27 protein-coding genes and 1 tRNA gene are annotated in these 26,595 nt (G+C 66.8%); 15 read left to right on the plus strand and 13 right to left on the minus strand.

The window, feature by feature from the left end; translation table 11 throughout:
* Window positions 1-11: 11 nt before the first annotated feature.
* Entirely contained in the window at window positions 12-1,844 is a 1,833-nt protein-coding gene (gene lepA / locus B5M41_RS15150) for a translation elongation factor 4 (RefSeq protein ID WP_134648202.1), read from the minus strand.
* A gap of 61 nt (window positions 1,845-1,905) precedes the next feature.
* Window positions 1,906-3,156: an MFS transporter gene (locus B5M41_RS15155; protein WP_134648204.1), complete on the minus strand. Its 1,251-nt coding sequence runs from the start codon at window positions 3,154-3,156 to the stop codon at window positions 1,906-1,908.
* Window positions 3,157-3,292: 136 nt separating this feature from the next.
* On the opposite strand from B5M41_RS15155, the gene B5M41_RS15160 reads away from it, so the two are divergent.
* Entirely contained in the window at window positions 3,293-3,877 is a 585-nt protein-coding gene (locus tag B5M41_RS15160) for a helix-turn-helix domain-containing protein (protein ID WP_413713171.1), read from the plus strand.
* Between the two features lie 7 nt (window positions 3,878-3,884).
* Window positions 3,885-4,412, plus strand: a complete 528-nt coding sequence (locus tag B5M41_RS15165) for a GNAT family N-acetyltransferase (RefSeq protein WP_134648206.1) — start codon at window positions 3,885-3,887, stop codon at window positions 4,410-4,412.
* A gap of 824 nt (window positions 4,413-5,236) precedes the next feature.
* Here B5M41_RS15165 and B5M41_RS15170 read toward each other — a convergent pair.
* Complete coding sequence (locus B5M41_RS15170) at window positions 5,237-6,010, minus strand: pyridoxamine 5'-phosphate oxidase family protein (RefSeq protein ID WP_230640104.1); 774 nt, start codon at window positions 6,008-6,010, stop codon at window positions 5,237-5,239.
* 40 nt (window positions 6,011-6,050) lie between these two features.
* Between B5M41_RS15170 and pdxR the strand changes: the two genes are divergently transcribed.
* Window positions 6,051-7,484 (plus strand): MocR-like pyridoxine biosynthesis transcription factor PdxR, encoded by a 1,434-nt coding sequence (gene pdxR / locus B5M41_RS15175; protein ID WP_134650418.1) that lies wholly within the window; start codon window positions 6,051-6,053, stop codon window positions 7,482-7,484.
* Here pdxR and B5M41_RS15180 read toward each other — a convergent pair.
* The 3 genes from B5M41_RS15180 to B5M41_RS15190 form a co-directional block, all read right to left on the minus strand.
* Window positions 7,481-8,206: a type 1 glutamine amidotransferase gene (locus B5M41_RS15180; protein WP_134650419.1), complete on the minus strand. Its 726-nt coding sequence runs from the start codon at window positions 8,204-8,206 to the stop codon at window positions 7,481-7,483. The genes pdxR and B5M41_RS15180 overlap by 4 nt on opposite strands.
* Before the next feature lie 97 nt (window positions 8,207-8,303).
* Window positions 8,304-8,732 carry an RbsD/FucU family protein gene (locus tag B5M41_RS15185; RefSeq protein ID WP_134650420.1) on the minus strand — a complete coding sequence of 143 codons (429 nt, stop codon included), beginning with the start codon at window positions 8,730-8,732 and terminating at the stop codon, window positions 8,304-8,306.
* Window positions 8,733-9,962 carry an ROK family transcriptional regulator gene (locus B5M41_RS15190; protein ID WP_134650421.1) on the minus strand — a complete coding sequence of 410 codons (1,230 nt, stop codon included), beginning with the start codon at window positions 9,960-9,962 and terminating at the stop codon, window positions 8,733-8,735.
* Window positions 9,963-10,246: 284 nt separating this feature from the next.
* Here B5M41_RS15190 and B5M41_RS15195 point away from each other — a divergent pair, with 284 nt between their 5' ends.
* From B5M41_RS15195 to pyrC, 5 genes are all read left to right on the plus strand, one after another.
* Window positions 10,247-11,272 carry a sugar ABC transporter substrate-binding protein gene (locus B5M41_RS15195; protein WP_134650422.1) on the plus strand — a complete coding sequence of 342 codons (1,026 nt, stop codon included), beginning with the start codon at window positions 10,247-10,249 and terminating at the stop codon, window positions 11,270-11,272.
* 257 nt (window positions 11,273-11,529) lie between these two features.
* Window positions 11,530-12,630 carry an ABC transporter permease gene (locus B5M41_RS15200; protein ID WP_134650423.1) on the plus strand — a complete coding sequence of 367 codons (1,101 nt, stop codon included), beginning with the start codon at window positions 11,530-11,532 and terminating at the stop codon, window positions 12,628-12,630.
* On the plus strand, window positions 12,630-13,409 hold the full coding sequence (locus B5M41_RS15205; protein WP_134650424.1) for an ATP-binding cassette domain-containing protein: 780 nt from the start codon (window positions 12,630-12,632) through the stop codon (window positions 13,407-13,409). The genes B5M41_RS15200 and B5M41_RS15205 overlap by 1 nt, the downstream gene beginning before the upstream one ends.
* A complete protein-coding gene (locus B5M41_RS15210) occupies window positions 13,406-14,029 on the plus strand; it encodes a nucleoside triphosphate hydrolase (protein WP_134650425.1) in 624 nt (207 codons plus the stop codon). Before B5M41_RS15205 ends, B5M41_RS15210 begins: the two co-directional genes overlap by 4 nt.
* Window positions 14,030-14,087: 58 nt before the next feature.
* Window positions 14,088-15,128, plus strand: a complete 1,041-nt coding sequence (gene pyrC / locus B5M41_RS15215; protein WP_134650426.1) for a dihydroorotase — start codon at window positions 14,088-14,090, stop codon at window positions 15,126-15,128.
* 9 nt (window positions 15,129-15,137) lie between these two features.
* On the opposite strand, the gene B5M41_RS15220 is transcribed toward pyrC, so the two are convergent.
* The gene (locus B5M41_RS15220) at window positions 15,138-15,899 is read right to left on the minus strand and encodes a Crp/Fnr family transcriptional regulator (protein WP_134650427.1); all 762 of its coding nucleotides are present in this window, start codon (window positions 15,897-15,899) and stop codon (window positions 15,138-15,140) included.
* A gap of 169 nt (window positions 15,900-16,068) precedes the next feature.
* On the opposite strand from B5M41_RS15220, the gene B5M41_RS15225 reads away from it, so the two are divergent.
* A complete protein-coding gene (locus B5M41_RS15225) occupies window positions 16,069-16,467 on the plus strand; it encodes a hypothetical protein (RefSeq protein WP_134650428.1) in 399 nt (132 codons plus the stop codon).
* On the opposite strand, the gene B5M41_RS15230 is transcribed toward B5M41_RS15225, so the two are convergent.
* The gene (locus tag B5M41_RS15230) at window positions 16,458-16,907 is read right to left on the minus strand and encodes a DoxX family protein (RefSeq protein ID WP_134650429.1); all 450 of its coding nucleotides are present in this window, start codon (window positions 16,905-16,907) and stop codon (window positions 16,458-16,460) included. The genes B5M41_RS15225 and B5M41_RS15230 overlap by 10 nt on opposite strands.
* 179 nt (window positions 16,908-17,086) lie before the next feature.
* On the opposite strand from B5M41_RS15230, the gene B5M41_RS15235 reads away from it, so the two are divergent.
* Window positions 17,087-17,386, plus strand: a complete 300-nt coding sequence (locus B5M41_RS15235) for an Rdx family protein (RefSeq protein WP_134650430.1) — start codon at window positions 17,087-17,089, stop codon at window positions 17,384-17,386.
* Window positions 17,387-17,436: 50 nt separating this feature from the next.
* Here the strand turns inward: B5M41_RS15235 and B5M41_RS15240 are convergent, their stop codons facing one another.
* A complete protein-coding gene (locus tag B5M41_RS15240) occupies window positions 17,437-17,814 on the minus strand; it encodes a BA14K family protein (RefSeq protein ID WP_134650431.1) in 378 nt (125 codons plus the stop codon).
* A 143-nt stretch (window positions 17,815-17,957) separates the two neighbouring features.
* Here B5M41_RS15240 and B5M41_RS15245 point away from each other — a divergent pair, with 143 nt between their 5' ends.
* The 4 genes from B5M41_RS15245 (at window position 17,958) to gdhA (ending at window position 22,388) form a co-directional block, all read left to right on the plus strand.
* Window positions 17,958-19,388 (plus strand): phosphomannomutase, encoded by a 1,431-nt coding sequence (locus tag B5M41_RS15245; protein ID WP_134650432.1) that lies wholly within the window; start codon window positions 17,958-17,960, stop codon window positions 19,386-19,388.
* Window positions 19,389-19,494: 106 nt separating this feature from the next.
* Window positions 19,495-19,581 (plus strand) — tRNA-Leu (locus tag B5M41_RS15250).
* Window positions 19,582-19,799: 218 nt separating this feature from the next.
* Window positions 19,800-20,951, plus strand: coding sequence for an HPP family protein (locus B5M41_RS15255; protein ID WP_413713174.1), 1,152 nt, complete (start codon window positions 19,800-19,802; stop codon window positions 20,949-20,951).
* Between the two features lie 84 nt (window positions 20,952-21,035).
* Complete coding sequence (gdhA, locus tag B5M41_RS15260; protein WP_134650433.1) at window positions 21,036-22,388, plus strand: NADP-specific glutamate dehydrogenase; 1,353 nt, start codon at window positions 21,036-21,038, stop codon at window positions 22,386-22,388.
* Window positions 22,389-22,402: 14 nt separating this feature from the next.
* Here the strand turns inward: gdhA and B5M41_RS15265 are convergent, their stop codons facing one another.
* Entirely contained in the window at window positions 22,403-22,912 is a 510-nt protein-coding gene (locus tag B5M41_RS15265; protein WP_134650434.1) for a hypothetical protein, read from the minus strand.
* Window positions 22,913-23,070: 158 nt separating this feature from the next.
* Window positions 23,071-23,493 carry a nucleoside diphosphate kinase regulator gene (rnk, locus tag B5M41_RS15270; RefSeq protein ID WP_134650435.1) on the minus strand — a complete coding sequence of 141 codons (423 nt, stop codon included), beginning with the start codon at window positions 23,491-23,493 and terminating at the stop codon, window positions 23,071-23,073.
* 393 nt (window positions 23,494-23,886) lie between these two features.
* Here rnk and B5M41_RS15275 point away from each other — a divergent pair, with 393 nt between their 5' ends.
* Complete coding sequence (locus B5M41_RS15275) at window positions 23,887-24,585, plus strand: 5-formyltetrahydrofolate cyclo-ligase (protein ID WP_134650436.1); 699 nt, start codon at window positions 23,887-23,889, stop codon at window positions 24,583-24,585.
* Here B5M41_RS15275 and B5M41_RS15280 read toward each other — a convergent pair.
* Both B5M41_RS15280 and B5M41_RS15285 read right to left on the minus strand, forming a co-directional pair.
* Window positions 24,555-25,808 (minus strand): CynX/NimT family MFS transporter, encoded by a 1,254-nt coding sequence (locus tag B5M41_RS15280; protein ID WP_134650437.1) that lies wholly within the window; start codon window positions 25,806-25,808, stop codon window positions 24,555-24,557. The two genes, B5M41_RS15275 and B5M41_RS15280, sit on opposite strands and share 31 nt — an antisense overlap.
* Window positions 25,805-26,473 (minus strand): FadR/GntR family transcriptional regulator, encoded by a 669-nt coding sequence (locus B5M41_RS15285; protein ID WP_134650438.1) that lies wholly within the window; start codon window positions 26,471-26,473, stop codon window positions 25,805-25,807. The genes B5M41_RS15280 and B5M41_RS15285 overlap by 4 nt, the downstream gene beginning before the upstream one ends.
* Between the last annotated feature and the right edge of the window lie 122 nt (window positions 26,474-26,595).

The raw sequence follows: 26,595 nt of genomic DNA on the forward strand, positions 1-26,595 counted from the left end.
CCTTTTTCGTTCTACTCGTCGCCCATCTTCAGGGCAGCGATGAAGGCTTCCTGGGGGATCTCCACCTTGCCGAACTGGCGCATGCGCTTCTTGCCGGCCTTCTGCTTGTCGAGCAGCTTGCGCTTGCGGGTGGCGTCGCCGCCGTAGCACTTGGCGGTCACGTCCTTGCGCAGCGCCGAGATGGTCTCGCGGGCGATCACGTTGCCGCCGATGGCGGCCTGGATCGGGATCTTGAACATGTGCTTGGGGATCAGCTCCTTGAGCTTCTCGCACATGTCGCGGCCGCGCTTTTCGGCGGCCATGCGGTGCACCATCATCGAGAGCGCATCGACCGGCTCGCCGTTGACGAGGATCGACATCTTCACCAGATGGCCTTCCTTGTGGTCGGTGATCTGGTAGTCGAAGGAGGCGTAGCCCTTGGAGATCGACTTCAGGCGGTCGTAGAAGTCGAAGACGACTTCGTTGAGCGGCAGGTCGTAGGTCAGCATGGCGCGCGTGCCGACATAGGTCAGCTCGATCTGGATGCCGCGGCGGTCCTGGCAGAGCTTCAGGATGCCGCCGAGATAATCGTCGGGTGTGAGGATCGTGGCGCGGATCCACGGCTCGTGGATCTCCGAAATCTTCACGACGTCGGGCATATCGGCCGGGTTGTGCAGCTCGCGCATCGTGCCGTCGGTCATGTAGAGCTGGTAGACGACCGAAGGCGCCGTCGCGATCAGGTCGAGGTCGAACTCGCGCTCCAGGCGCTCCTGGATGATTTCGAGGTGAAGCAGGCCGAGGAAGCCGCAGCGGAAGCCGAAGCCCAGCGCCGCCGACGATTCCATCTCGAAGGAGAAGGAGGCGTCGTTGAGGCGCAGCTTGCCCATCGCCGAGCGCAGGTCCTCGAAATCGGCCGCATCGACCGGGAAGAGGCCACAGAACACCACCGGCTGGGCCGGCTTGAAGCCCGGCAGGGCCTTGGCCGTCGGGCGCTTGTCCTCGGTGATCGTGTCGCCGACGCGCGTATCGGCCACTTCCTTGATGGAGGCGGTGATGAAGCCGATCTCGCCCGGGCCGAGGCTGTCCATCGCCACCATCTTGGGCGTGAGCACGCCGACGCGCTCGACGGTGTATTTCGCATCCGTGCCCATCATGCGGATGGTCTGGCCCTTGGTCAGCCGGCCCTCGATGACGCGCACGAGAACCATGACGCCGAGATAGGTGTCGTACCAGCTGTCGACCAGGAGCGCCTTCAGGGGCGCCTTGTCGCCGCCCTCGCTCTTGGGCGCGGGCAGGCGCTTGACGATGGCTTCCAGCACGTCGGGAATGCCGAGGCCCGTCTTGGCCGAGATCAGCACGGCCTCCGACGCGTCGATGCCGATGACTTCCTCGATCTGTTCCTTGATACGCTCGGGCTCGGCGGCCGGCAGGTCGATCTTGTTGAGCACGGTCACGAGCTCGTGGTTGTTGTCGATCGCCTGGTAGACATTGGCGAGCGTCTGGGCTTCCACGCCCTGCGAGGCGTCGACGACCAGCAGCGAGCCCTCGCAGGCCGACAGCGAGCGAGAGACTTCGTAGGCGAAGTCGACGTGGCCGGGCGTGTCGATGAGGTTCAGGACATAGGTCTCGCCGTCATTGGCCTTGTAGTGCAGGCGCACGGTCTGGGCCTTGATGGTGATGCCGCGCTCGCGCTCGATATCCATGTTGTCGAGGACCTGCTCCGACATCTCGCGTTCGGCAAGGCCGCCGGTCGACTGGATCAGCCGGTCGGCGAGGGTCGACTTGCCGTGGTCGATATGGGCCACGATCGAGAAGTTGCGGATATGGTCGAGGGGCGTGGAGGAATTGGTGCTCATGCGCGCCATATAGCAGCGCGCACGGATGGCGAAAAGCGGTAAATGAAGGGTTTCCGAACGGCAAGCGCCGCTATTCCGGGGCTTTGTCGCCTTCCACCAGCGCGCCGGCATTGGGCACCTGCGCGCTTCTGATCTCGAAACCCTCGCGCGCCTGCGGCGGCACGGTCTCGCGCAGCCGCAGGCGCTGCGCCACGAAGGCGATATAGGCGAGCGCGACGGCGATCACCGCATAGATGAAGGTCTGCGGCCCGAAGCTCGGCGTGAGCGCGGTCACGGCGAGCGGAACGAGCGTCGCGGAGACCGACCAGGCCACCAGCAGCGTGGAGGCGAGCGGCACGAAATCGTCGGGGTCCGTGCGGTCGTTGGCGTGGGCGTTTGCGATGGAATAGACGCTCTCCACCGCCCCCGCCCACAGCGCGAAGACCAGCATCAGCACGAAAAGCGCCTGGAAGGACACGAACAGCGCGGCGACGGCCGCCCCCGTGATGAGCAGGCAGGTGACGATCAGCACGACGCGGCGGTCGATGCGGTCCGAAAGCGTGCCGAGCGGATATTGCACGAAGATGAGGCCGAACTGCATGACGAGCATGAGCAGCGCCACGTCCTGCTGCCCGACCTTGTTGGTCGCGGCATAGATCGGCGTAAAGCCCTGCACGACCATGGAGAGCCCGCCGGCGGCGAGAACGCCGATCAGCGCGACGGGCGAATTGCGCCAGGCCATGGCGAAATCGACGCTGACGCGGGCGGGGGCCGGCGGTGTCGGCAGGCGGGTCAGGCCGATCGGCAGGATGGCGAGCGTGGTGACGAAGATGGTGAAGAGCGGCGCGAGATTGCCATCGGCCGGCATGCGGCCGAACAGCCAGGCTCCCACACCGAGCCCCAGCACATAGGCCATGTAGAAAAACGACATGGCCTTGCCGCGCCAGCGGTTGTCGGCCGCGTGGTTCAGCCAGCTCTGGGCGATGATGAAATTGGCATTGCCCGCCACGCCGTAGATGCCGCGCGCCACGATCCACAGGATGGGATGGACGCCGAGCGCGATGAGGAAGGCGGCGATGAGCACCAGCGCCATGGAACAGGAAAAGGCCCGCGCATGGCCGACGCGGCGAATGACGGGCCCGGCCAGGATGCAGCCGAGCAGGCCGCCGAAGGCGATTGCCGTGACGGCGGCGCCCGGCGTCCAGGACGGTGCGTCGGCGCGCGACAGCACATAGGGCACATAGGCGAGCATGATGCCGTTGCCGATCGCGACGAGCGTCATCGAGACGACGATGGCCGTGATGGAAAAGAGCGACGATGCCCGCTGTGTCCCGTCCGTCATATGCGCCGCCCCTCCATTGCCCTCAAGGCAACTTAGCGCCGCTGATCATGTCGCATTGTCGCCTTAGCGCCATGGCGGAGAATTATTTCGGGATGGGTTGATGCTGGTTGACTCCATTATGCGGGAAGATTATTCCATGATAATGGAAAACGGAAACGATCCCCTGGAAAGCGCCATCGGCGAGCGGCTGCGGCTGCTGCGCGGCGCGCGCGCCATGACGCTGGACGATCTCGCCGGCGCCTCGGGCGTCAGCCGGGCGATGATCTCGCGCATCGAGCGCGGCGAGGCGAGCCCGACGGCGCAGCTTCTGTCACGGCTGTGCGCCGCGCTCGATCTGACGCTTTCGGCCTTCTTCGCCTTTTCCGAAGGCACGGACGATCCCGTCTCGCGGCACGAGGCTCAGACGGTCTGGCGCGATCCCGAGACGGGCTATCAGCGCCGCGCCGTCTCGCCGCAAGGCACCCCGTCGCGCGTCGAGGTCATCGACGTGACGTTTCCCGCCGGCGCGCGCATCGCCTATCCGCCGGAAACGGCCAAGGCCGGCATGACGCAGCATGTCTGGCTGTTTTCCGGCAGCCTGCGCATGACGGTCGGCGACGCCGTGCATGATCTTCGCCCCGGCGATTGCCTCTACATGAGCATCACCGAGGGCCATGTCTTCGAAAATCCCGGCGACACGCCGGCCCATTACGCCGTGGTGCTGGACCGCGGCCGATCTTGAGGAACCGATGAGCGATATCAGAAGGCTCGATCCCGCCGAAGCGCAAGCCCGAATCGGCGAACTCTGCGATGTCCTGGCCGATTGCGTGACGGGCGGCGCCTCCGTCGGCTTCATGGCGCCCTATGGGCCCGCCGATGCCGCGCCGTTCTGGCAGGGCGTGATCGCGGCGGTCGCCGAGCAGGCGACGCTGCTTTTCGTGGCGGAACGCGACGGCCGCATCGTCGGCACGGTGCAGGTCGGTATCCGCCAGATGCCGAACCAGCCGCACCGGGCGGATGTGAAGAAGCTGCTGGTGCTGGAAAGCGAACGCGGCCGCGGGCTTGCCCGTGCGCTGATGACGGCGGCGGAGGCCGAAGCCGCGCAATACGGCAAGACGGTTCTGGTGCTCGACACCGCGACCGGCAGCCCCGCCGAGACGGTCTACGAGCGCCTCGGCTGGCAGCGCGCCGGCGTCATTCCCGACTACGCGCTCTATCCCGACGGCCGCTACTGCGCGACGACGTTCTTCTACAAGCGCATCGGGGCAACGGCGTAGCTCTTGGGGTCGAGAACGGGAACAGCAAATAAATTAGCCGGCTAACGAAGAGCCTGACGGCGGATCCTCGGGTCTAGCCCGAGGATGACGGAGGGGAGGTGCTGATTACCCGTCGATGCTATGTGCTGCGGCAAGCGGCTGCGTTGCTTTGAACTTGCCCTTCTCTTCCGCCATGGAAGGGAGATGTCGATTTCCCGCTCGTGTAACGGTACGGCAGACGGTGCGCTGCTTTTCCCTCGACTTCTCTTCTGGCGTCATCCTCGGGCTTGACCCGAGGACCCACAGCCGCATGCGCCGCCGTCCTCGCCGCCCCTCATCCGGGGACGTAAACCCTTCGCATCCTCTGATTTCCCTGCAAAATCCCGCGCCGATTTCCCCACCTTCCTCAACCATGCCTACAATCCTCCCATCCCGCCCTCGGATACACCGCAAGGCGTTGCGGCGAGGCGGGGTCGGCGCGGGGCTTGGGGGGATGACGCGAAACCTCATGCACCGGGCCTGCGGAAAATGGTCTCCCTCCGGCGACACGGGGGAAATGGCGGGATGTCGGACCGATCCTGTCGTTTCAGCCCCGAACGGCGCGCCGGGCGTGCCTGTGCGGCACACAAGGGGATCGGGATTGGCGGATGCGTCGGCATCGTCCGCCGGCATGGAGAAAGGCCGGGAGGTGGAGACACCTTCCACGGAGCGCCAAGGCGTGCGCGACGGTTGTCAAACGGCACTGGCCATTCCGGAAACCGGCGAAGGACACCGCCTTTTCGATCCTTGCAGAGAGACCGGAGTCGCGGGCAAAAACCGCCGAACGGGGCGCCGGAAGGTGTCACCTATTCATTCTCAGTCGAGGCAGCTTCCGGCGCCCCGTCCGAATGCTCTTTGAAACCACGGGCGAAACCGCCGCGGCGCTGTCCGGCCAGCAGCGCGTCGTCCAGGCGGCCGTTCTCGGCAAAGATCGACAGGCCCTCCGGCGGCTCGACGCCCGCCACCAGCCGGGGGCAGGTTTGCACCGCGCCGAGCACCGTCGTCACGGGAATGACGCCCGCCCAGACCGGCAGGGCGAAATCCGCCTCGTCGTCGCCCACGCCCTTGGCGCGCACCTTGGCGGCCGCCTCCTCGATCTCCATGGCGATGATCGTCGTGGCCTTGGCCTCCTGCTGCGTGATCGGGCGCAGAAGCGCGCTGCGTCCGGGATAGAAGCGGTCCACCACGTCGCGCATCGCCTCGATCTTCTCGTCGGCATCCTCGACGAGGCGGGCCGTGCCGAAGCACATGGCGGAGCGGTAGTTGGCCGAATGGTTGAAACCGGAGCGGGCGAGCACGAGGCCATCGAGATGGGCGACCGTCAGGCAGGCCGGCGTGCCGGCCTTCAGGTGGCGCAGCATGCGGCTTGCCGACGAGCCGTGCCAGTAGAGCGTGTCTTGCCTGCGCCAGAACAGCGTGGGCGTGGCATAGGGCTGGCCGTCGATGACATAGGCGACGTGACAGAGCATCGCCGCATCGAGAACGGCATGCACGGCGGCGCGGTCATAGCTGGCGCGCTCATGCATGCGCTTGACGCGGTTGCGCGGGGTGACGGGATAGGCGGCGGTATCGGCGGTCATGCGAGCTTGCCTTTCGAAAACGATGCCGCCATGGTGCGCCATGGCATTGGATCGAAAAAGCACCAATTCAGAGCGAAAAAAGAAGACCAATTCGCCCGACTGGTCGGCGCTCGTTCCCGTGCTGCCGGCCGCCGGCAAGCGCACGCCCGCGCTCTACCGGGAACTGCGCCGGCTGATCGAGGCGGGCACCCTGCCCGCCGGCGGCAAGCTGCCGACCTCGCGCGATCTCGCCGCCCGGCTGGGCATTGCGCGCGGCAGCGTGGTCGCGGCCTTCGAGATGCTGATCGCCGAGGGCTACGCGGTCGCCCGTCCCGGTGCCGGCACCTTCGTCGCCGACCGGGTGCCGACGGTCCGGCAGGCCGCCGCGCCCGCGACGATGGAGGGTGCCGCGGTGCGGATGCCGCTGCCCGGCACGCTCGGCGTCGCCATGGCGGATGCCCGCACGCTCTCGCTCTTCCGCACCCTGCTCAACCGCCACCTCGCCCGCCCGGGACCGGAGCACTTCCACTACGGCGATCCGCGCGGTGGCGAAGCGTTGCGACAGGCGCTCGCGGCCTATCTGCGGCAGGCACGCGGCGTGCGCTGCACGGCGCAGTCCATCCTCATCACCTCGGGCACGCAGCAGGGCCTCGACCTCGTGGCGCGCGCACTGTTTTCGCCGGGCGAGCGGGTGATGATCGAGGACCCGTGTTATCCCAGCGCCCGGGCCGTCTTTTCCGGCAACGGGCTTGCCGTATCGGGCCTGCCGGTCGATGGCGAGGGGGCGGATATCGCCCGGGCCGTGCCGGAGGTCCGCGCCGTCTATGTCACGCCGTCGCACCAGTTTCCGCTCGGCGTGACGATGACGATGCGCCGGAGGCTCGCGCTGATCGACTGGGCGCGGGACACCGGTGGCTGGATCATCGAGGACGATTACGACAGCGAGTTCCGCTATGCCGGCCCGCCGCTCGCCGCCATGCAGGGCATGGATGACAGCGGCCGCGTGATCTATCTCGGCACCTTCTCCAAGGTGCTGTTTCCCGGATTGCGCCTCGGCTACGCCGTCCTGCCCGACCCGCTTGTCGACCGGATCGTCGCGCTCAGGACACGCAGCGATCGCAGCCCGCCGACGCTGGCCGAGGCGGCGCTGACCGACCTCATCCGCGAGGGCCACTTCGCCGCCCATCTGCGCCGCGCCCGGCGGCAGGCGCAGGCGGCGCGCGATGGTTTGCTGGACGGGCTTCGCACGGCACCCGGCCTCGCCGTCGCCGTGCCGGACCAGGGCCTGCACCTCGTCGCGGGCCTGCCGGACGATGTGCCCGATATGGTGGCGGTCGAGATGGCGCGTAAGGCGGGGCTCGGTGTGCGGGCGCTCTCGGCCATGGCGGTCACGCAGCCGCCGCGGCAGGGCCTGGTGATCGGCTTTTCCGGCTTCGCGCCGGAGGTGCTGCGCGACGCGGCGTTGCGGTTCGCGGCAGCGCTTGTCGGCCTTTAAGCGACGCGGCGGCGGTCGGCGGCGCGCACCGTCGCCACCCAGGCACGCGCCAGCGCCAGGCCCGTGGCATCGGCGCTCGGCCCGCTTTCGGCGGCCAGTTCCGTGCGCCTTGCATACCAGTCCGGCGCCATGCCGGCGATGAGATCCGGGAAGGTGGCGACCCATTCGTCGACCACCGCGCGGCTCGCCTCGAAATGGAACTGCGTGCCGTAGACCGCCCTGCCGAGCCGGAAGGCCTGGTTCGCCACGGCGTCGCTTCCGGCAAGGCGCGCGGCACCCTTAGGCAGCGTGAAGGTGTCGCTGTGCCATTCGAAGATCGGGAAGGAGGACGCGGCGGCTGACAGCACCGGGTCGGCGGCGCCTTCCGCAGTCAGCGACACCGTGCACCAGCCGAATTCCGGCGCCGTGCCGATCAGGTTGTCGCCGCCATAGGCGCGGGCCAGAAGCTGGCTGCCGAGGCACACGCCCAGGACCGATTTGTCGGCATCGCCGAAGCGGCGCATCAGGGCGGCAAGCGCGGGCAGGTAGGCGTGGCTCTCGTCGTCGAGCGCATTCTGCGGACCGCCCATCACGACGATGGCGTCATGGGCGGTGTCATCGGCGGGGATGGCGTCGCCGGCATGGGGGCGGCAGATGTCGATCTCGGCGCCTGCTTCTTCAAGCGCGATGCCGATCTGGCCGAGCAAAGTCACCTTGTCATTTTCCACCACCAGAACCCGCATGCGATACTCCTGCCTTTCGATAGGAGGCGACACAACCATGCTCCGCGGGTTCGTTCAAGACCGGCCGGCAGAAAGAGATCGGGGCCGGCGGGCCGGCTCAGGGATAGATGACGCCCTTGCGCAGGATGACATTCGCATAGAGCCGCGGCTCGCCGGTCTGCACCAGCGTATGGGCGGCACGCACGCGATTGTAGAAATCGGCGCCGACGAGCGGCACGACGGTGCGCTGCGGCTCGTGGCGGGCGCAGCAGTCGATGATCTCGCTGTGCACCGGCTCCAGCCGGTCGCGTTCCTGCCGGTAGGTCGAACGGAAGATCGCCTCCTCGACGAAGTCGTCGATGGGCATGACGGACAGGATGGCGTTGAGCACAGGCACCAGCGGCAGGCCGTCGAGGCGGATGAGCCGGCGGGCATGCTCGACGCCGGGATAGTTGCCGTCGACGATGGCGATCTCGTCGCCGTGGCCCATGGCACGCAGCGTCGACAGCAGCTCCGGGCTCAGGATGGGATCGATATTCTTCAGCATTCAGCCAAGCTCCTTGAAGAGAACGTTCTGGTCGGGAAGGTAACGGGAAAACAGCGGCAGGCTTGCCCCGCCGATCGAGCGGGCATGGCTGCCGACGGCGCCCTCCACGATCTCGGGCATGGTGACGCCCTGCAGGTCGAGCCGCGCGACGGCGGCCTTGGTCGCGTCGACGACGCGCGCGCGCACCCAGTCGGGAAAACCGCCGTCGATGATGACGGCGGCAAAGTCGATGACGGAGGCCGAGGCGATGACGGCCTGGGCGAGTGCCGCCGCCACATCGTCGATCCACAGCTGCAGGGGCGCGCCGAAATCCACCCAGCCGTCGGGCGAATACCAGAGCGGCATGGGGTCGATGCCGGCTTCGCGCAGCAGGTTTTCCAGCCGGTAGATGGAGGCGATCTTGAGCAGCTGCACGGTCTCGCCGTCGCGGCCCTGCACGGGCAGCGGGCCGACGGCGCCCGCCGTTCCGGTGCGGCCGGTAAACAGCGCGGAGTTCAGCACCACGCCGCCGCCGATGAAGGAGCCGATGAAGAGATAGAGGAAATCGGGATAGTGCGGGCCGCGGCCGAAGACCAGCTCGGCGGCGCAGGCGCTGGTGGCGTCGTTCTGCAAGGTGACGGGATAGGGCACGCGCCTGGCGATCTCGGCCTCGAGATCGACGCCGCGCCACTGGTCCATCTCGGCCTGCGGGGCGCCCACCTCGCTTGCCCAGCTCCACAGCTCGAAGGGCGCGGCGACGCCGAAGCCGGCGATGCGGGCGCGCTCCTGCGGGCTCATCGACGCCTGAAGTTCGGCCAGCCCCTCCTCCACGAAGGACAGCAGCGGCCCGGGCATGGGATAGGGAAAGGTGCAGCGCACCTGCCGGCGAATGCCGCCGACGAAATCCATCAGCACGATATCGGCGCTGCGCCGGCCGATCTTCATGCCGAGCGAATAGACCGCCTCCGGGTTGAGCCGCATCGGCACGGAGGGCTGGCCGACCTTGCCGCGCAGGGGTTCGCCGCGGATCAGCAGGCCTTCGGCCTCCAGCGCGCGCATGATGACCGTCACCGTCTGGGCGGACAGGCCGCTGCGCCGCGCGATCTCGGCCTTGGAGAGGCTGCCGTGCCGGCGCACCAGCGACATGACGAGGCGCTCGTTATAGGCGCGCACGCGCACCTGGTTCGCTCCCCCGCTGGGATCGAGGATATCGGCCGGCGCGGCCATCGCCGACGCGGCATCTTTGATCATCGTGTCCTCCCGTGCCGGCCCTGGCGCAAGACGCCCGTTCCGGTCCTCTTATCGGCTGGCGCTCCGCTCTTCCACCGGAAACGTTACAGCCGGGGCCGTCGCCCACCGTTGAGCGGAGCATGCCACATCGGATTAATAATTCAATTCGATTTATTTATTGACAGGCATTTCTTTTGGTGTTCTCTTGACCGTCGGAAGCCGGTCGGACAGCAGGAACCCTGTCCACCCGCGACCGGATGGCCCCGGGAGAGGGGCGCATCCCGTTTTGTCCTTGGGAGGATTACATGAAGACATCCATCATTTCCGCCGCTCTCGGCGCGCTGGCGCTTGGCGTGGCCTTTTCCACGCCGGCCGCCGCGGCAGACACCACCGCCTGCCTGATCACCAAGACCGACACCAATCCCTTCTTCGTCAAGATGAAGGAAGGCGCGACCGCCAAGGCCGCCGAGCTCGGCGTGACGCTGAAGTCCTATGCCGGCAAGATCGACGGCGATTCCGAAAGCCAGGTCGCCGCCATCGAGACCTGCATCGCCGATGGCGCCAAGGGCATCCTGATCGCCGCTTCCGACACCAAGGGCATCGTTCCCTCCGTGCAGAAGGCGCGCGACGCCGGCCTGCTCGTCATCGCGCTCGACACCCCGCTCGAGCCGCTCGACAGCGCCGACATGACCTTCGCCACCGACAACCTGCTGGCCGGCGAACTCATCGGCAAGTGGGCCGCCGCGACCCTCGGCGACGGCGCCAAGGATGCCAAGATCGCCTTCCTGAACCTCACGCCGTCGCAGCCGTCGGTCGACGTCCTGCGCAACCAGGGCTTCATGAAGGGCTTCGGCATCGACGTGAAGGACATCAACAAGATCGGCGACGAGGACGATCCGCGCATCGTCGGCAACGACGTGACGAACGGCAACGAGGAAGGCGGCCGCACCGCCATGGAAAACCTTCTCCAGAAGGATCCGACCATCAATGTCGTGCACACGATCAACGAGCCGGCCGCTGCCGGCGCCTATGAAGCACTGAAGGCCGTCGGCCGCGAGAAGGACGTGCTCATCGTTTCCGTCGACGGCGGTTGCCCGGGCGTGCAGAACGTCGCCGACGGCGTGATCGGCGCGACTTCGCAGCAATATCCGCTGATGATGGCGGCGCTTGGCGTCGAGGCCATCAAGAAGTTCGCCGATACCGGCGAGAAGCCGAAGGCCACCGAAGGCAAGGACTTCTTCGACACGGGCGTGACGCTCGTCACCGACAAGCCGGCCGCTGGCATCGATTCGATCGATACCAAGGCCGGCAAGGAAAAGTGCTGGGGCTGATGCCTCATGCCGGCCCGGTCAGACCGGGCCGGCCATCCGCCACGGCGGACCGGGTGAACGCACCCTTGTTTTGACAATCGCTAAAAGACGTGGGCACCATCGTCCCCTGCAAGCGGCCGCGCTTTATGATGCGGCTGGCGCAGGAGACCGCCCGAAGAAGGCGGCCGGTGCACACGAGCATCTCGACCGGTTGTTCACGCACCCAATGTATCCGGCACTGCCGCGACGGTCGGCATCGGAAGGGGAGGAAAAGGATCATGAGTGAGACAACGACGGCGACGCAACCCGCTCAGGGGTCGCAGCCTTCGCAGGAATTCGAGAAGGTGCTGTCCGGCAGTGCAACGCAGGTCGCGTCCTTCGATACGAACGACAAGACGGCCGTGCAGAAATTCCAGCACTTCCTGCACGGCAATCCCTCTGCCGTGCCGCTGATCGTGCTGGTGCTTTCGGTTGCCGTCTTCGGCATCGTTCTCGGCGGCAAGTTCTTCTCCGCCTTCACGCTGACGCTCATCCTCCAGCAGGTGGCGATCGTCGGCATCGTCGGCGCGGCGCAGACGCTGGTGATCCTGACCGCGGGCATCGACCTTTCGGTCGGCGCGATCATGGTGCTCTCCTCCGTCGTGATGGGGCAGTTCACCTTCCGCTACGGCCTGCCGCCCTCGGTGGCGGTGCTGTGCGGCCTCGCCTGCGGTGCGCTGTGCGGCTATATCAACGGCCTGCTCGTCGCGCGCATGAAGCTGCCGCCCTTCATCGTGACGCTCGGCATGTGGCAGATCATCCTCGCCTCCAACTTCCTCTATTCCGCCAACGAGACGATCCGCTCGCAGGACCTCGCCGCGCAGGCGCCGCTGCTGCAGTTCTTCGGCAACAATATCCGGCTTGGCGGCGCGGTCTTCACCTACGGCGTCATCGCCATGGTGCTGCTCGTGGCGCTGCTGTGGTACGTGCTGAACCAGACGGCCTGGGGCCGACATGTCTATGCCGTCGGTGACGACCCGGACGCAGCGGAACTGGCCGGCGTCAACGTCAAGCGCATGCTCGTCTCCGTCTATACGCTGTCCGGCCTCATCTGTGCACTCGCCGGCTGGGCCCTCATCGGCCGCATCGGCTCGGTCTCGCCGACCGCCGGCCAGTTCGCCAATATCGAATCGATCACCGCCGTGGTGATCGGCGGGCTCTCGCTCTTCGGCGGGCGCGGCTCCATCCTCGGCATGATCTTCGGCGCGCTGATCGTCGGCGTGTTCTCGCTCGGCCTACGCCTGATCGGCACGGACCCGCAATGGACCTATCTCCTGATCGGCGTCCTCATCATCTCGGCAGTGGCAATCGACCAGTGGATCAGAAAGGTAGCAGGCTGATGGCTCTCGAACCCATTCTCACCGCCCGCGGTCTCGTCAAACGCTATGGCCGCGTCACCGCCCTCGACCATGCCGATTTCGACCTCTATCCCGGCGAGATCCTCGCCGTGATCGGCGACAACGGCGCGGGCAAGTCCTCGATGATCAAGGCGATCTCCGGCGCCATCTCCCCCGACGAGGGCGAGATCCGGCTGGAGGGAAAGCCCATCAGCTTCCGCTCGCCGATCGATGCCCAGAAGGCCGGGATAGAGACCGTCTACCAGAACCTCGCGCTCTCGCCGGCGCTGTCGATTGCCGACAACATGTTCCTCGGGCGCGAGATCCGCAAACCCGGCGTCATGGGCAGCGTGTTCCGCAAGCTCGACCGCGGCGCGATGGAGAAATTCGCCCGCGACAAGCTCTCGGAACTCGGCCTGATGACGATCCAGAACATCAACCAGGCGGTGGAGACGCTGTCGGGCGGCCAGCGCCAGGGCGTGGCGGTGGCGCGTGCCGCAGCCTTCGGCTCGAAGGTCATCATCCTCGACGAACCGACGGCCGCACTCGGCGTCAAGGAAAGCCGGCGCGTGCTGGAACTCATCCTCGACGTGCGCCGTCGCGGCATTCCCATCGTGCTCATCTCGCACAACATGCCGCATGTCTTCGAGGTTGCGGACCGCATTCACATCCACCGCCTCGGCCGGCGATTGACCGTCATCAATCCGAAGGATTACACCATGTCCGACGCCGTCGCCTTCATGACGGGCGCCAAGGTGCCGACGGAGGCTATTGCGGCATGATATCGCCTGCCACGATCGTGGATGCCATCCAGCGGCGCGCGGGAGACGCGCGCCGCTTTCTCGTCGGGCTGGCGGGTCCGCCGGCGGCCGGCAAGTCGACGCTCGCCGAGGCGCTGAGGGCGGGGCTTCTCGCGCGCGGCGAGAGCGCCGAAATCCTGCCCATGGACGGCTTCCACCTGGATAACGGCATCCTGGCCGAACGGGGCCTGTTGCCGCGCAAGGGCATTGCCGAAACCTTTGACGGCCGCGGTTTCATCGATATCGTGCATGCGCTGAAGCGCGCCGAGGACGAGGTTCTCGTGCCGGTCTTCGACCGCTCGCGCGAGCTTGCCATCAATGCCGCGCGCGCCATTCCGAAAGAAACCCGTTTCATTCTGGCCGAGGGCAACTACCTGCTGTTCAAGGATGCGCCCTGGGACCGGCTCGACGGCGTCTTCGACTTCACCATCTTCGTCGGCCCGCCCTATGCCGTTCTGGAAGAACGCCTGCGCCGCCGCTGGATGAGCTATGACCTGCCCGAAGACCAGATCGGCTGGAAGCTCTACGGCAACGACCTGCCGAACGGAAAGCGCATCCTCGAACACTCCCGCCCCGCCGACCTGCATATCGACCTGTTCTGAGGAATTGTCGTCCGACCCTTCGAGTGCTATCGCAACGCCAAAGACGGGAGAGACGCCGATGACCACTGAACTCACCATCCGCCGGCCGGACGACTGGCACCTGCATCTGCGCGACGGCGCCATGCTGGAGGGCGTGATCGGCGACACCAGCCGCCACTTCGCCCGCGCGATCATCATGCCGAACCTCGTGCCACCCGTCGTCACGACCGCCGATGCGGCCGCCTATCGCGACCGCATTCTGGCAGCCCTTCCCAAGGGCGACCGGTTCCAGCCGCTGATGACGCTCTACCTCACCGAGCACACCGACCCCAGCGACGTGGAAGAAGGCTTCAGGAGCGGCCTGATCCGTGCGGTCAAACTCTACCCCGCCGGCGCCACCACCAATTCCCATGGCGGCGTGCGCGACATGGACAAGGCGATGCCCGTGCTGGAGCGCATGGCGAAGATCGGGCTGACACTCTGCGTGCACGGCGAGGTCACGACGCCCGAGGTCGATATCTTCGACCGCGAGGCCGTCTTCATCGAAACGGTGCTCGACCCGCTACGCAACCGCCTGCCGGACCTGCGCGTGACGATGGAACACGTCACCACGAAGAACGGCATCGACTACATCAAGGCCGCCAAGGCCAACCTCGCCGGCTCGATCACCACGCATCACCTGATCATCAACCGCAACGCCATCCTGGTCGGTGGGATCAAGCCGCATTATTACTGCCTGCCCGTCGCCAAGCGCGAGGAGCATCGCCTCGCATTGCGCGCCGCCGCGACCTCGGGCGACAGGCGCTTCTTCCTCGGCACCGATTCGGCGCCGCATGTCGATCCGCTGAAGGAATGCGCCTGCGGCTGCGCGGGCATCTACACCTCGATCAACACGATGAGCTGCCTCGCCCATGTCTTCGAAGAGGACGCGGCCCTGGAAAAGCTGGAGGCCTTCGCCTCGCTGAACGGCCCAGCCTGGTACGGCCTGCCGGCAAACGCGGAGACGATCCGCCTCGTCAGGCGCCCGGAGCCGGTCGCCTTCCCGGCGAAGATCGAGACGGGCGCGGGACCGGTGACGGTGTTCGACCCGATGTTTCCGCTTTACTGGGACGTGGCGTGATCTTTCGCCTCAGATGAAGGGGCGCGGCCCGCGCTGCAACCCTTCCCAGCCGGCGAGCGCCTGAAGCCCGTCGGCATCGAGGATCTCGCAGCCCCGGTCATGCCAGCGCATCAGCTGGCGTTCTGACAACTTGCGCAACGTCTTGTTGGTGTGGACGAGCGACAGGCCGAGCGTATCGGCGACATGCTGCTGCGTGATGGGAATGACCAGCCGCCCGCCATTCAGCCCGGCGGTATGGGCGCGTCGCTGGATGAAGGAGAGCAGGTAAGCGGTGCGCTCCAGCGCCGTGCGCCGGCCGATCGACAGCAGATGCTCGTCGAGGATGCGTTCCTCCAGCGCGGCGATCCAGGTCAGGTCGTAGCCGAGCGAGGGATGACGCTCGAAGAGGCGTTCCAGCTTGGCGCGCTCGAAGACGCAGAGCGTGACCGGCGTCAGCGCCTCGACCGAATGGTCCATCTCGCCCATGAGGCTGCCCTGCAGGCCGAGGAGATCGCCCGGCATGACATAGTTCATGATCTGGCGGCGGCCGTCCGGCAGGAGCTTGTAGCGAAAGGCCCAGCCCGACAGAACGGTAAAGAGATGGGCGCTGTGCATGCCCTCGACGAGGATGGTCGAGCTGCGGTCGACCGACAGTTCGCCGGTCTTGAACTGTGCGACGAAATCCAGTTCGCGGGGCGTGAAATCGCGGAAGGTCTCGAGCCCGCGGAGCGGACAGTGCTGGCATGGCGTCTGCCACCGGGTTTGCTGCCTGGCCGTGGTTCCGCTCGCCATATTGCCCCCTTTTTTGACCGGACTGGCCTTCGAAACGGGGTAGGCGCGAACTTGTTCCATCGCACCGGCACTATGTCTTTTTTAAATGACACATCGGTGCCGCCGCCCCACATTCCGCCTCCCAAACCGCCCCTCCTGGCGGATTCGCATGGACGAGGAGTATCGCGCCATGGACCAGTCGTTCCCCCATATCGTGATCGCCGAGCACGAGTTTCTCATCGCCCTGGACGCCGAATATCTCATCCGCTCGGCCATCGATTGCCGCACCACGCTCGTGCGGCCCGAGCAGCTCGGCCAGTGGAACACATCAGCACTTGCGGATGTGGATCTGTGCCTGATCGACGTTCCGCTCGACATGTCCGGCATCGCGCCGGCAATCCAGCGGTTTGTCGATGCCGGTGTTCCGCTGCTTCTGACGACGGTGAGCGAGGCGCACCAGAGGGGCGTCGCCGGCTTCAAGACGCTGCCCGTCGCCACCAAACCCTTCGAGGCCGACACGCTGCTGGCGATGGTCAAGGCGCAGCTGCACCGGGGGGCTCAGCCGGCCGAGGGCGCCGATCAGAACTGACGGCCGAGCTTGGCGTCCACGGAGTGGCTGTTGGACCCGCGGACCGCGAAGAAGAGGAAGATCAGCGTCCAGAGGATGGACTTCTCCGCACCCATCAGGCCCTCGGCCTTCACCACGCCATGGAAGTAGACGGTCACGGCCAGCACGATCATGGAGGCGAAGGCCGCCGGGCGCGTGAAGAGGCCGATGGCAACCAGGATGCCGCCGAAGAATTCGGTGGCGGCCAGCAGCGGCGACCAGAAGACGCCCGGATAGAAGCCCAGGCTTTCCACCATGCCGACGGCGCCGAAGGGGTTCATGATCTTGCCGTAGCCGTGCGTGACGAGCAGCAGGCCGGCGGCGACGCGCAGGATCGTCTCGGCGCTTTCATGCAGTGCGGCATAAAGGCCGCCAAGCTTGGGGATGATGAGACGCGGGCGGGCGGTTGAAACGTCGGTCATGCAGGGCTCCGTTGGACATGTTGCAGTGCACGTCCTCTCGACCATGAAGTCGGCTGCGACAAGATGTCCGTCGACAAAACATGATGAATTCGGTTGACATTTCCGTGAGGGCCGCAAGCGCCATCGCCTTGGCGCCGGCATGCCTGTTATAGCTTGCCGACATTGCAAAGGAGGCAGCCATGTCCGACGCGAAGCCGCGTGTTTCCATTCTCTACTGCACCCAGTGCAACTGGCTGCTGCGTGCCGGCTGGATGGCGCAGGAGCTGCTGTCGACCTTTTCCGATTCGCTCGGCGAAGTGGCGCTCATTCCCGGCACGGGCGGCCATTTCGAGATCCGCGTGAACGAGGCCTTGGTCTGGGAGCGCAAGCGCGACGGCGGCTTTCCCGGGCCGAAGGAACTGAAGCAGCGGGTGCGCGACATCATCGAGCCCGAGCGCGACCTCGGCCATACCGACCGGGTGTCCGCTCCGGACGCCTGAAACGAAAACGGCGGGCCTGAAGCCCGCCGTCCTTGGTTCGCCTGGCCGCCTTAACGGTAGGGAGAATAGCAGACCCGGTAGATGCCGTTACCGGCATGGTAGCGGTTGGTATAGGGGTCATAGGTGCGGTAGCGGTTCATGCACCAGCGCACATGCGCATTGCGTCCGCCGCCGTAATAACGCGGGCGCTCGTAGCGCGGGCGATAATAGCGGCGCTCGTAGCCGTAATGCGGGCGATAATGGTGACGGCGATGCCAGCGCCGCTCGCAACCGTAGCCGACGCAGTACTGCGCCTGCGTGACGTCGTTTGCGGTCTGGAGCTTGAGCGCGGGCACGGCAAGCGGAGCGGCCTGGGCCGTTCCAAGCGGAGCGATTGCCGAGGCGAGACCCATCGCGCAACCGAAAATGATATTTCGAATCTTCGACATGTTGATCCTCACTATCCTTGCGGGATATTTCCCTGTCACGTCCCTGCCTAGCATTACGGCCACGCATTTTGTTTTATTCGTGATCGCGCGGGCATGACGAGATGTATCGCGACAATCGCGATCCGCAAGTGGAGGGGTAAGCAATGAGCCTGAAATTCGGCACCAGCGGCCTGCGCGGCCTTTCCGTCGATCTGGAAGGTCCCGCGACGGCGCTTTATGCCACCGCCTTTGCCCGCCACCTCCTGGGATCCGGGATCGCCAAACCGGGCAACGAAATCCTCGTCGGGCGGGATTTCCGGGCCTCCAGCCCCGCGGTCTCGGCCATCGCCATCGCGGCACTGCGCAAGGCGGGGCTTGCGCCCTACGACTGCGGCACGCTGCCGACACCGGCGCTCGCCCTCCTCGGCCTTGAGCGCGGCGCGGCGAGCCTCATGGTGACGGGCTCGCACATTCCCGCCGACCGCAACGGCATCAAGTTCTACCGGCCGGACGGCGAGATCGACAAGGCGGACGAAGCCGCGATCAACGCCGCCGCCGAGGCGCTCGGGGCCGAAGGCGCGATCGTCGATGCAGCGCAGGAGGCAGCGCCGGACGCACATGACGCCGCCATGGCGCTCTACGGCGCGCGCAACCGCGCGCTCCTGCCCGAGGGCAGCCTTTCGGGCCTCAGGATCGGCGTCTACCAGCACTCGACGGTGGCGCGCGACCTCTTCGTTTCGGTGCTGGCGCATCATGGCGCCGATGTCGTGGCGCTCGGGCGCTCCGAGACTTTCATTCCCGTGGATACCGAAGCGGTGTCGACCGACACCATCGCCCTTTTGCGGGGCTGGGCGGCGCAGCACGGCCTCGACGCCATCGTCTCCGCCGATGGCGACGGCGACCGGCCGCTTATCACCGACGAGACGGGGACGCCGCTGCGCGGCGATCTCGTCGGCCTGATCGCCAGCCGCTTTCTCGGCGCGACGGTCGTGGCCACGCCGGTCACCTCCAACTCCGGCATCGAGGCCGCAACCGGCGGGCGCGTGCTGCGCACCCGCGTCGGCTCGCCCTTCGTCATTGCCGCGATGAACGAGGCGGTGGCGGCGGGCGAAACCGCCGTCGTCGGTTTCGAGGCCAATGGCGGCACGCTGACCGCGACGCCCTTCACCGTGAACGGCCGTACGCTGACGCCGCTGCCGACCCGCGACAGCCTGATGCCGGTGCTGGCCGTGCTGGCGCTGGCAAAGAGCCGCCGCCAGCCGCTCTCGGCCGTTGCGACCGGCTTTTCGCTTCCCGCCGCGGCCAGCGACCGGCTGGAAAACTTCCCCGTGGAAACCAGTGCGGCCCTGATGACGACGCTGCGCAGCGGTGGCGAGGCGCTTGCGGCCTTCCTCGCCCCGATCGGCGTGCCCGCCGGCGTCAGCGATATCGACGGGCTGCGGGTGACGCTCGCGGACGCAAAGATCATCCACCTGCGCCCGTCCGGCAATGCGCCGGAAATGCGCTGCTATGTGGAAGCCCGCGACGACGCGGCCGCCGCCCGGCTGCTTGAGGCGGGGCTGGCGCGCATCCGCGACTGGGCCGCGGCGCGCTAGAGGCCGGCACGGCGGCAGGGGAAAACAGGCTTTTCGCCAAGCTGTTGCGAAAACTTCAAAAAGCCTGTTGACACCGGAGGGCGGTCCTTCTACATCGCTCTCCGTCGCCCAGATGGCGGAATTGGTAGACGCGCCAGCTTCAGGTGCTGGTACTCGAAAGGGTGTGGAGGTTCGAGTCCTCTTCTGGGCACCAATCCCCTGTTTCAGTTGCCTTGACGGCAATCGGAAACATCAAAAAGGCCCCTGCTTCGCGGGGGCCTTTTGCTTTTGCGGCAAGCGCTGCCGGCGGGCTTGCGGACACTTTGGCGCACCCGTTTCCAGCCATGCAGAATCTTGCCATTGCCGGCTTGCATCGCCGCCTCGTTAGGCACATAAGCCTATAAAATAATCATATGCCTTTTAAAGATCAGGATCATCGTGGCCAAACCCCATGACGATGCCCATAAGTCGGGCATTCTGTCCAAAATCCGGCTTTTTTCTCCGATTCTGGCCGGCGCCACGCTGAAGGAAAGGCTGATCGGCTGCCTCGGCGCGCTTCTGGGTATCTGCGTGACCGGCCTCGTCTGCGGCATGGCGATGGGCAACGGCCCGCACCTGCCCCTGATCGTCGCGCCCATCGGCGCATCCGCCGTGCTGCTTTTTGCCGTGCCCGCCAGCCCGCTCGCCCAGCCCTGGCCGATTGTCGGCGGCAACACGATCTCCGCCTTCGCGGGCGTTGCCATCGCCTCGCTCGTTTCCGATCCCGCGCTCGCCATCGGGCTTGCGGTGGCCCTTGCCATTCTCGTGATGTCGCTGACGCGCTCGCTGCACCCACCGGGTGGTGCGGCCGCGCTGACGGCCGTCATCGGGGGCGCGGCGGTCACCCGCGCCGGCTTCTGGTTTCCGCTCGTTCCGATCGCGCTCAATTCGCTGATCCTCGTTCTCATCGGCATGGCGTTCCATCGGCTGGCGGGGCGGCAATATCCGCACCGGCCGGCCGCCACGCCGGTCAACACGCATGGAACGGCAGACCCGCCCGCGGCTTTGCGGGCCGGCTTCACGGCCGACGATATCGACGCGGCCATCGCGCGCCTCGACGAGACGCTCGATGTCAGCCGCGCGGATATCGACGCGCTGCTGCGCGAGGTGGAACGGCAGGCGCTGGCGCGGCGCCACGGCGAATTGACCGTGGATGACATCATGTCGCGCGACGTGGTGACGGTGCATGCCGACGCCACGCCGGATGAAGCGCGGCGCAAGCTTCTCGACCACGATATCCGCACCCTGCCTGTGCTCGACGGCGAAAGCCGCCTTGCCGGCACCATCGGCCTTCGCGAACTGGCGACGGCAGGGCCCGGGGCGGTGCTTCCCGTGACCGCGGCCGCGACCGCGCGTTCCTCCGACCCGGCGGTTAGCCTCCTGCCGCGCCTGACGGACGGCACGATCCACGCGGTGGTCGTCATCGACGATGCGGAGCGTGTCATCGGCATCGTCTCCCAGACCGATCTTCTCGCCACCCTGGCCAGAAGCCTCTCCCACACCGCACGCACCGGCCTGATGGCCGGCCACGGACAGGGTATCTGATCATGCCCGAGCGATGTCACCGGGGCCTGTCCTGACGGACCGGCCCCGCCAAGAACTGCGAATATGAAACGAAGGAGCGTCGCGATGCCGACCGTCGATGAAAAGCTTGAACCGATCCTCGCCCAGGTTCTACAGCGCAACCCGGCCGAACCGGAATTCCACCAGGCAGCGCGCGAAGTGCTGGAGAGCCTGGGGCTCGTCGTGACGAAGCATCCGGACTACCTGAAGGATGCGCTGATCGAGCGCATCTGCGAGCCGGAGCGCCAGATCATCTTCCGCGTGCCGTGGGTGGACGACAAGGGACAGGTGCACATCAACCGCGGCTTCCGCGTGCAGTTCAACTCGGCGCTCGGTCCCTACAAGGGCGGCCTGCGCTTCCACCCCTCCGTCAATCTCGGCATCATCAAGTTCCTCGGCTTCGAGCAGATCTTCAAGAACGCGCTGACGGGCCTGCCGATCGGCGGCGGCAAGGGCGGCTCGGACTTCGACCCGAAGGGGCGCTCGGAAGGCGAGATCATGCGCTTCTGCCAGTCCTTCATGACCGAACTGCACCGCCATCTCGGCGAGCACACGGACGTGCCGGCCGGCGACATCGGCGTGAGCGGCCGCGAGATCGGCTGGATGTTCGGCCAGTACAAGCGCCTCACCAACCGCTTCGAGGCCGGCGTCTTCACCGGCAAGGGCCTGAGCTATGGCGGCTCGCTGGTGCGCAAGGAGGCGACCGGCTACGGCGCGGTCTACTTCACCCGCGCCATGCTCGAAAGCCGCGGTACGGATTTCGAGCGCAAGAAGGTCACGGTCTCCGGCTCCGGCAATGTCGCCGTCTACGCCATGGAACAGGCGATCAAGTATGGCGCGACCGTCGTCGCCTGCTCCGACAGCAGCGGCTATGTGCATGACGCAGACGGCATCGACCTCGACCTCGTCAAGGACATCAAGGAAGTGCGCCGCGAGCGCATGTCGGACTATGTGCGGGTGAAGAAATCGGCGCATTTCATTCCGACCGGCAAGGGTTCGATCTGGGACGTGACCTGCGACGTGGCGCTGCCCTGCGCCACGCAGAACGAGCTGACCGGCAAGGACGCCAAGACGCTGATCGCCAACGGCGTCATCGCGGTTGCGGAAGGCGCCAACATGCCGTCCACGCCGGAAGCCGTGCGCGCCTTCCAGGAATCGGGCGTGCTGTTCGGCCCGGGCAAGGCGGCCAATGCCGGCGGCGTCGCCACGTCGGCGCTCGAAATGCAGCAGAATGCCAGCCGCGACAGCTGGAGCTTCGAACAGGCCCGCGAACGCCTCGGCCAGATCATGCAGGGCATTCACGACCGTTGCGCCGAGACGGCGGACGAATATGGCGCCAAGGGCAACTATGTGCTCGGCGCCAATATCGCGGGCTTCATCCGCGTGGCGGAAGCCATGCGCGCGCAGGGCGTGATCTGATCGCTTCGCCCCTTTCAGGCAGCCGACGGCCCGGGACCTTCTCCCGGGCCGTTTTCGTTGGCGGGAACGAAACTGCGGTCTTCCAGCCCGCCCGAGACGAGGCGGAAGGCCGGCCTTTGCTCCGGCGCGGCGTCATCCGCCGACGGCTGGAAATGCACGCGATCCAGCACGAGCCAGTCGCGCCGGCCCTCGGGGCGGGCAAAGGCGATCCTCTCGCCTTCGCGAAGCCCTAGCAGCGCAAGGCCGTAAAAGGTGGTGATCGGCAGGAAGGCGCCACCGGGCACGTAGGTGCCGGGAAGGCAGAGCGTGCGCGTATCGGTGAGCCCGCTTGCGCAGTGGAAGGTCACGCGCGCATCGATCATTGCAAGCCCAGAGGGCACGGAGCCACATTCCGGCAGGCGGGCGCTGGCAAGCTTGCGGTCGAGCAGCGCCTGCCATTCCCGTGTCAGCGGCGGGCGGCCGCGCGCCATCTTTTCCAGCACATAGGCGTCGCGCGCCACTAGCATTCCCGGTTCGCGTTTCATCGTGTTCTCCATCCGCCCGGAGGGCGGGTTCCAGATATCCATGGTGGAGAGCCCCCCTGGCCGTGCACGGCACAGGGGGTCACGATCCTGCGACGAGGCAGCCTCCGATGCGCCCGGATGCGGGAAAAGTCAGGAATTTCATGGCGTTCTTCGCGATCCTAAGACGCGTGGGCGTCCGGCACGCCGTCATGCACGGCGATGACCGCGAGGCGGCGCGGTTTACCGTCCCGCGCGGCCCATTCGATCCCATGACCGGCCGACATGCCGATGAGCGCAGCGCCGACCGATGTCAGCACGGAGATGCGCTTGCGGGCGATATCGGCATCCTTGGGAAAGACAAGCTCGGCCGTCTGCGGCGGCTCCTCGTCGATCCGGAATTCGACGACGGAGCCCATGCGCACGATGCCGGGCGCCATGCGCGCATCATCGATGACCCTGGCGCGGTCGAGCTCGGTCGCCAGCTGCTCGGCCGAATGCGGATCGCGCTCGGCCAGCATGTCGGCGAGATTGGACAGGCGCGCATGTTCGGAACGCGCGATGGTGATGGCGGGCAGGCGGGTGCCCTTGGTCTTTGCGGTCATGGAAACCTCACGACACGGTACTTCGCGGCCCAGCGGGCACACGGAAATCTGAAACAGGGGGATGATGTCGCGCTTTACCGGTGCGGTGTCTGCAAATTCACAGAACCGCAATGCCCCGCGGCCGGGGCGCGACGCGACCGAGCCGAGGGGCTAGTGTCCTGCGAGAGGAAACAACCGTTTCAGGAACCGGGCAATGGAAGGCGTCGTCATCATGCCCATATGATGGGGTGAGCAGGGGCGCAAAGTCAAGTCGAAGGCGGCAGAGGTGGTTGTCGCCAACCGGATCCGGAGCCGCCAGCGCTGAATTCGTTTGCTGAAGGGGCGAAAGCGCGCAATCCTCGCCCGACGGTGTTCTCGCATGGGCCCGATGGCGTTCTCGCAAGGGGATGGATCATGGATGACGATAACAAGCCCGCTTCCCTCGCCTCGCCGGCCTGCTTCCTGCACGAGGTCGACCCCGCCTATGCCGGCCTGCCTAACCCCGCCGCCCCGCGTGACTGGCCGCAGGTCAACCGCTGGCGCAAGGCCGAGCGGGACCGGCTGATCGCCGCGCGTCTTGCCGTGCCGGCCGAGACACGGGCGGCGTTCGGGGCCTCGATCGCCGAACAGGTGCTGGCGGAGATCGGTGCGGCCGCGGGGCTCGTGGTCAGCGGCTACTGGCCGTTTCGCGGCGAACCGGACCTGCGCCCGCTCCTGCAAAACCTCGCCGGCTCGGGCGCGCGAACCGCGCTGCCGGTGGTGATCGCCAAGGGCCAGCCGCTGGAATTTCATGCCTGGCGGCCGGGCGATCCGCTTGAACGGGGCGTGTGGAACATCCCGATCCCCGCCGCGCATGCGCCCGTCATTCCCGATATCGTGCTCGCGCCCGTCGTCGGCTATGACCCGGCCTGCTACCGGCTGGGCTATGGCGGCGGCTTCTTCGACCGCACACTCGCCGCCCTGCCGCGCAGGCCGCGCGCTATCGGTGTCGGCTACAGCGGCGCGCGGTGCGCGACGATCCATCCACAGCCGCACGACATTGCGATGGACGTGATCGTGACGGAAAACGGGGTCGTGCGGCCCTATGCCTCCACCACCCGCGTCTTGACGTAGAGCGCGCGCCCGGCAAACCAGCCGTTGACGGACGCGCCCAGGCCCAGCAGCACGAAGAGCGCGGCGCTCCAGGCAAAGCTGCCCGTCCAGCCGCGAATGAGGCCGACGACGAGCGGGCCGATGGCCGCGAGCAGATAGCCGACGCATTGCGCCATGCCGGAGAGATGCGCGGCGACGATGGGTTCGGGCGAGCGCAGAACGATGACGGTGAGCGCCACCGCGATCAGCCCGCCCTGCCCGATGCCCTGCAGCGCCGCCCAGAACCAGACGGACCACAGCGGCGCGAAAAGCAGGCCGATCAGCGCGACGACGGCGACGGCACACAGCGCGACATTGATCAGCCGCTGGTCGCGGCCGCGCACCGCCAGATGCGGCGCCACGAGGCAGGCGACGGCCTGCACCATGACGGAGACCGAGACGACGGCACCGGCCGTCACGCCATCGAGGCCGCGTTCGCGCAGGATCGGCACCAGCCAGCCGAAGACGCAATAGGCAAGCGCGGATTGCAGGCCCATGAACAGCGTGACGTGCCAGGCGAGACGATCACGCCACAGGCCTTCGACACGCACGGCCACGCGGCGGACCTGGCCGCGGCTCATCACCACCTGCGGCAGCCAGAGCAGGCTGACGACGAGGGCCGGCAGCGCCCACACCGCCAGCGCGGCGGGAAGCGAGCCGCCGAGCACGTGTTCGATCGGCAGCGTCAGCCCGGCGGCGCCGGCCGCACCGGCGCACATGGTCATGGTGTAGAGGCCCGTCATCAGCGCGGCCTTGTCGGGAAAATCGCGCTTGACCAGGCCGGGCAGCAGCACATTGCCGACCGCGATGCAGGCGCCGGCAAGTGCGGTGCCGAGGAAGAGCAGAGGAATGGAGGAGAGACCGCGCATGCCCGTGCCGAGCGCCAGCAGCACGACCACGCCCAGCAGCGTGCGCTCCGTGCCGATTCGCTGGGCAAGACGCGGCGCAAGCGGCGAGAAGAGGCCGAGGCAGACGACGGGCAGCGTCGTCAGCAGGCTGGCCCCGGTGGCCGACAGGCCGAGCACTTCGCGGATTTCCGGCAGGAGCGCCGACGCGCTGGAAAACAGCGGCCGCAGGTTGAAGGCGATGAGCATGAGGCTCAGGCCGAGCAGGAAGCGCGCGAGACCGCTTTTCGGCCGGTGCGGCACGCTTCCTTCTTCGGCTTCCATGCGCTCGATGGAACCGGGATCGGGGCGCGCGGTCATGACAGCAGCAGCCGGTCGAGGGCGGAAAGCACGGGCGCCGTGAGCGCGCGCACGGCGGCATCCGCCGCATCAGGGCTGCCGGCCGCAATGGCATCGATGATGGCAGCGTGGGCCGCCGCATCAGGCTCCGGCAGGTCCGCGCCGAGCGTCGCCGCGATGGTCTCGGCAATCAGCGTGGCGAAGAAATCGTACATGCCAATCAGCACGCTATTGCGCGAGGCCGCGACGACGGCGCGATGGAAGGCGAGGTCGCGCGCGATGAAGTCGGCGCCATCAGAGGGGCCGCGGGCAGCCAGCAGCACCCGCAGCTTTGCGATATCGGCGGCATCGTGCCTGATCGCGGCGAGGCGAGCCGCCTCCGTATCGAGCGCAAGCCGCGTCTCGAACTGGTCACGCAGGCCGGCGCGCCGCGCCATGACCAGCGGGCCCGCGGCATCGGCGACGGACAGGACATAGGTGCCCGAGCCCTGCCGCGTTTCGAGATAGCCTTGCGAGACCAGAACACGCACCGCCTCGCGCACCGTGCCGCGGCTGACGGACAGCATGGCGCACAACGTCGCCTCGTTGGGAAGCTTTTCGCCCACCGCCCAGCGACGGGAGAGGATTTCGGCGCGGATCGCCTGCGCGGCGGTCTCCGCGAGAGACGTCTTGCTGATCGTCTGCATCGTCAACTCATAAAATCATCAGATGACTTGCAGTAGAGGGTTTTGACGGTGATGCCAAGTGGCTTTGGTGTCGGGCACGTTTATGCACGCGGCACTCTTCAGCGGCATATTGGAACCATCGC

Origin of the sequence: Shinella sumterensis, assembly GCF_004514425.2 — a bacterium.
GTDB classification, from domain to species: Bacteria; Pseudomonadota; Alphaproteobacteria; order Rhizobiales; family Rhizobiaceae; genus Shinella; species Shinella sumterensis.

Coding starts and splice junctions, on each gene's coding strand:
- lepA (WP_134648202.1), bottom strand. CDS start 1,844: ATGGCGCGCATGAGCACCAATTCCTCCACGCCCCTCGACCATATCCGC.
- B5M41_RS15205 (WP_134650424.1), top strand. CDS start 12,630: ATGGCTCTCGAACCCATTCTCACCGCCCGCGGTCTCGTCAAACGCTAT.
- B5M41_RS15235 (WP_134650430.1), top strand. CDS start 17,087: ATGTCCGACGCGAAGCCGCGTGTTTCCATTCTCTACTGCACCCAGTGC.
- B5M41_RS15225 (WP_134650428.1), top strand. CDS start 16,069: ATGGACCAGTCGTTCCCCCATATCGTGATCGCCGAGCACGAGTTTCTC.
- gdhA (WP_134650433.1), top strand. CDS start 21,036: ATGCCGACCGTCGATGAAAAGCTTGAACCGATCCTCGCCCAGGTTCTA.
- B5M41_RS15265 (WP_134650434.1), bottom strand. CDS start 22,912: ATGAAACGCGAACCGGGAATGCTAGTGGCGCGCGACGCCTATGTGCTG.
- B5M41_RS15160 (WP_413713171.1), top strand. CDS start 3,293: ATGATAATGGAAAACGGAAACGATCCCCTGGAAAGCGCCATCGGCGAG.
- B5M41_RS15185 (WP_134650420.1), bottom strand. CDS start 8,732: ATGCTGAAGAATATCGATCCCATCCTGAGCCCGGAGCTGCTGTCGACG.
- B5M41_RS15195 (WP_134650422.1), top strand. CDS start 10,247: ATGAAGACATCCATCATTTCCGCCGCTCTCGGCGCGCTGGCGCTTGGC.
- pdxR (WP_134650418.1), top strand. CDS start 6,051: ATGGCATTGGATCGAAAAAGCACCAATTCAGAGCGAAAAAAGAAGACC.
- B5M41_RS15240 (WP_134650431.1), bottom strand. CDS start 17,814: ATGTCGAAGATTCGAAATATCATTTTCGGTTGCGCGATGGGTCTCGCC.
- rnk (WP_134650435.1), bottom strand. CDS start 23,493: ATGACCGCAAAGACCAAGGGCACCCGCCTGCCCGCCATCACCATCGCG.
- B5M41_RS15210 (WP_134650425.1), top strand. CDS start 13,406: ATGATATCGCCTGCCACGATCGTGGATGCCATCCAGCGGCGCGCGGGA.
- B5M41_RS15275 (WP_134650436.1), top strand. CDS start 23,887: ATGGATGACGATAACAAGCCCGCTTCCCTCGCCTCGCCGGCCTGCTTC.
- B5M41_RS15155 (WP_134648204.1), bottom strand. CDS start 3,156: ATGACGGACGGGACACAGCGGGCATCGTCGCTCTTTTCCATCACGGCC.
- B5M41_RS15180 (WP_134650419.1), bottom strand. CDS start 8,206: ATGCGGGTTCTGGTGGTGGAAAATGACAAGGTGACTTTGCTCGGCCAG.
- B5M41_RS15170 (WP_230640104.1), bottom strand. CDS start 6,010: ATGACCGCCGATACCGCCGCCTATCCCGTCACCCCGCGCAACCGCGTC.
- B5M41_RS15230 (WP_134650429.1), bottom strand. CDS start 16,907: ATGACCGACGTTTCAACCGCCCGCCCGCGTCTCATCATCCCCAAGCTT.
- B5M41_RS15165 (WP_134648206.1), top strand. CDS start 3,885: ATGAGCGATATCAGAAGGCTCGATCCCGCCGAAGCGCAAGCCCGAATC.
- B5M41_RS15200 (WP_134650423.1), top strand. CDS start 11,530: ATGAGTGAGACAACGACGGCGACGCAACCCGCTCAGGGGTCGCAGCCT.
- B5M41_RS15220 (WP_134650427.1), bottom strand. CDS start 15,899: ATGGCGAGCGGAACCACGGCCAGGCAGCAAACCCGGTGGCAGACGCCA.
- B5M41_RS15190 (WP_134650421.1), bottom strand. CDS start 9,962: ATGATCAAAGATGCCGCGTCGGCGATGGCCGCGCCGGCCGATATCCTC.
- B5M41_RS15285 (WP_134650438.1), bottom strand. CDS start 26,473: ATGCAGACGATCAGCAAGACGTCTCTCGCGGAGACCGCCGCGCAGGCG.
- pyrC (WP_134650426.1), top strand. CDS start 14,088: ATGACCACTGAACTCACCATCCGCCGGCCGGACGACTGGCACCTGCAT.
- B5M41_RS15280 (WP_134650437.1), bottom strand. CDS start 25,808: ATGACCGCGCGCCCCGATCCCGGTTCCATCGAGCGCATGGAAGCCGAA.
- B5M41_RS15245 (WP_134650432.1), top strand. CDS start 17,958: ATGAGCCTGAAATTCGGCACCAGCGGCCTGCGCGGCCTTTCCGTCGAT.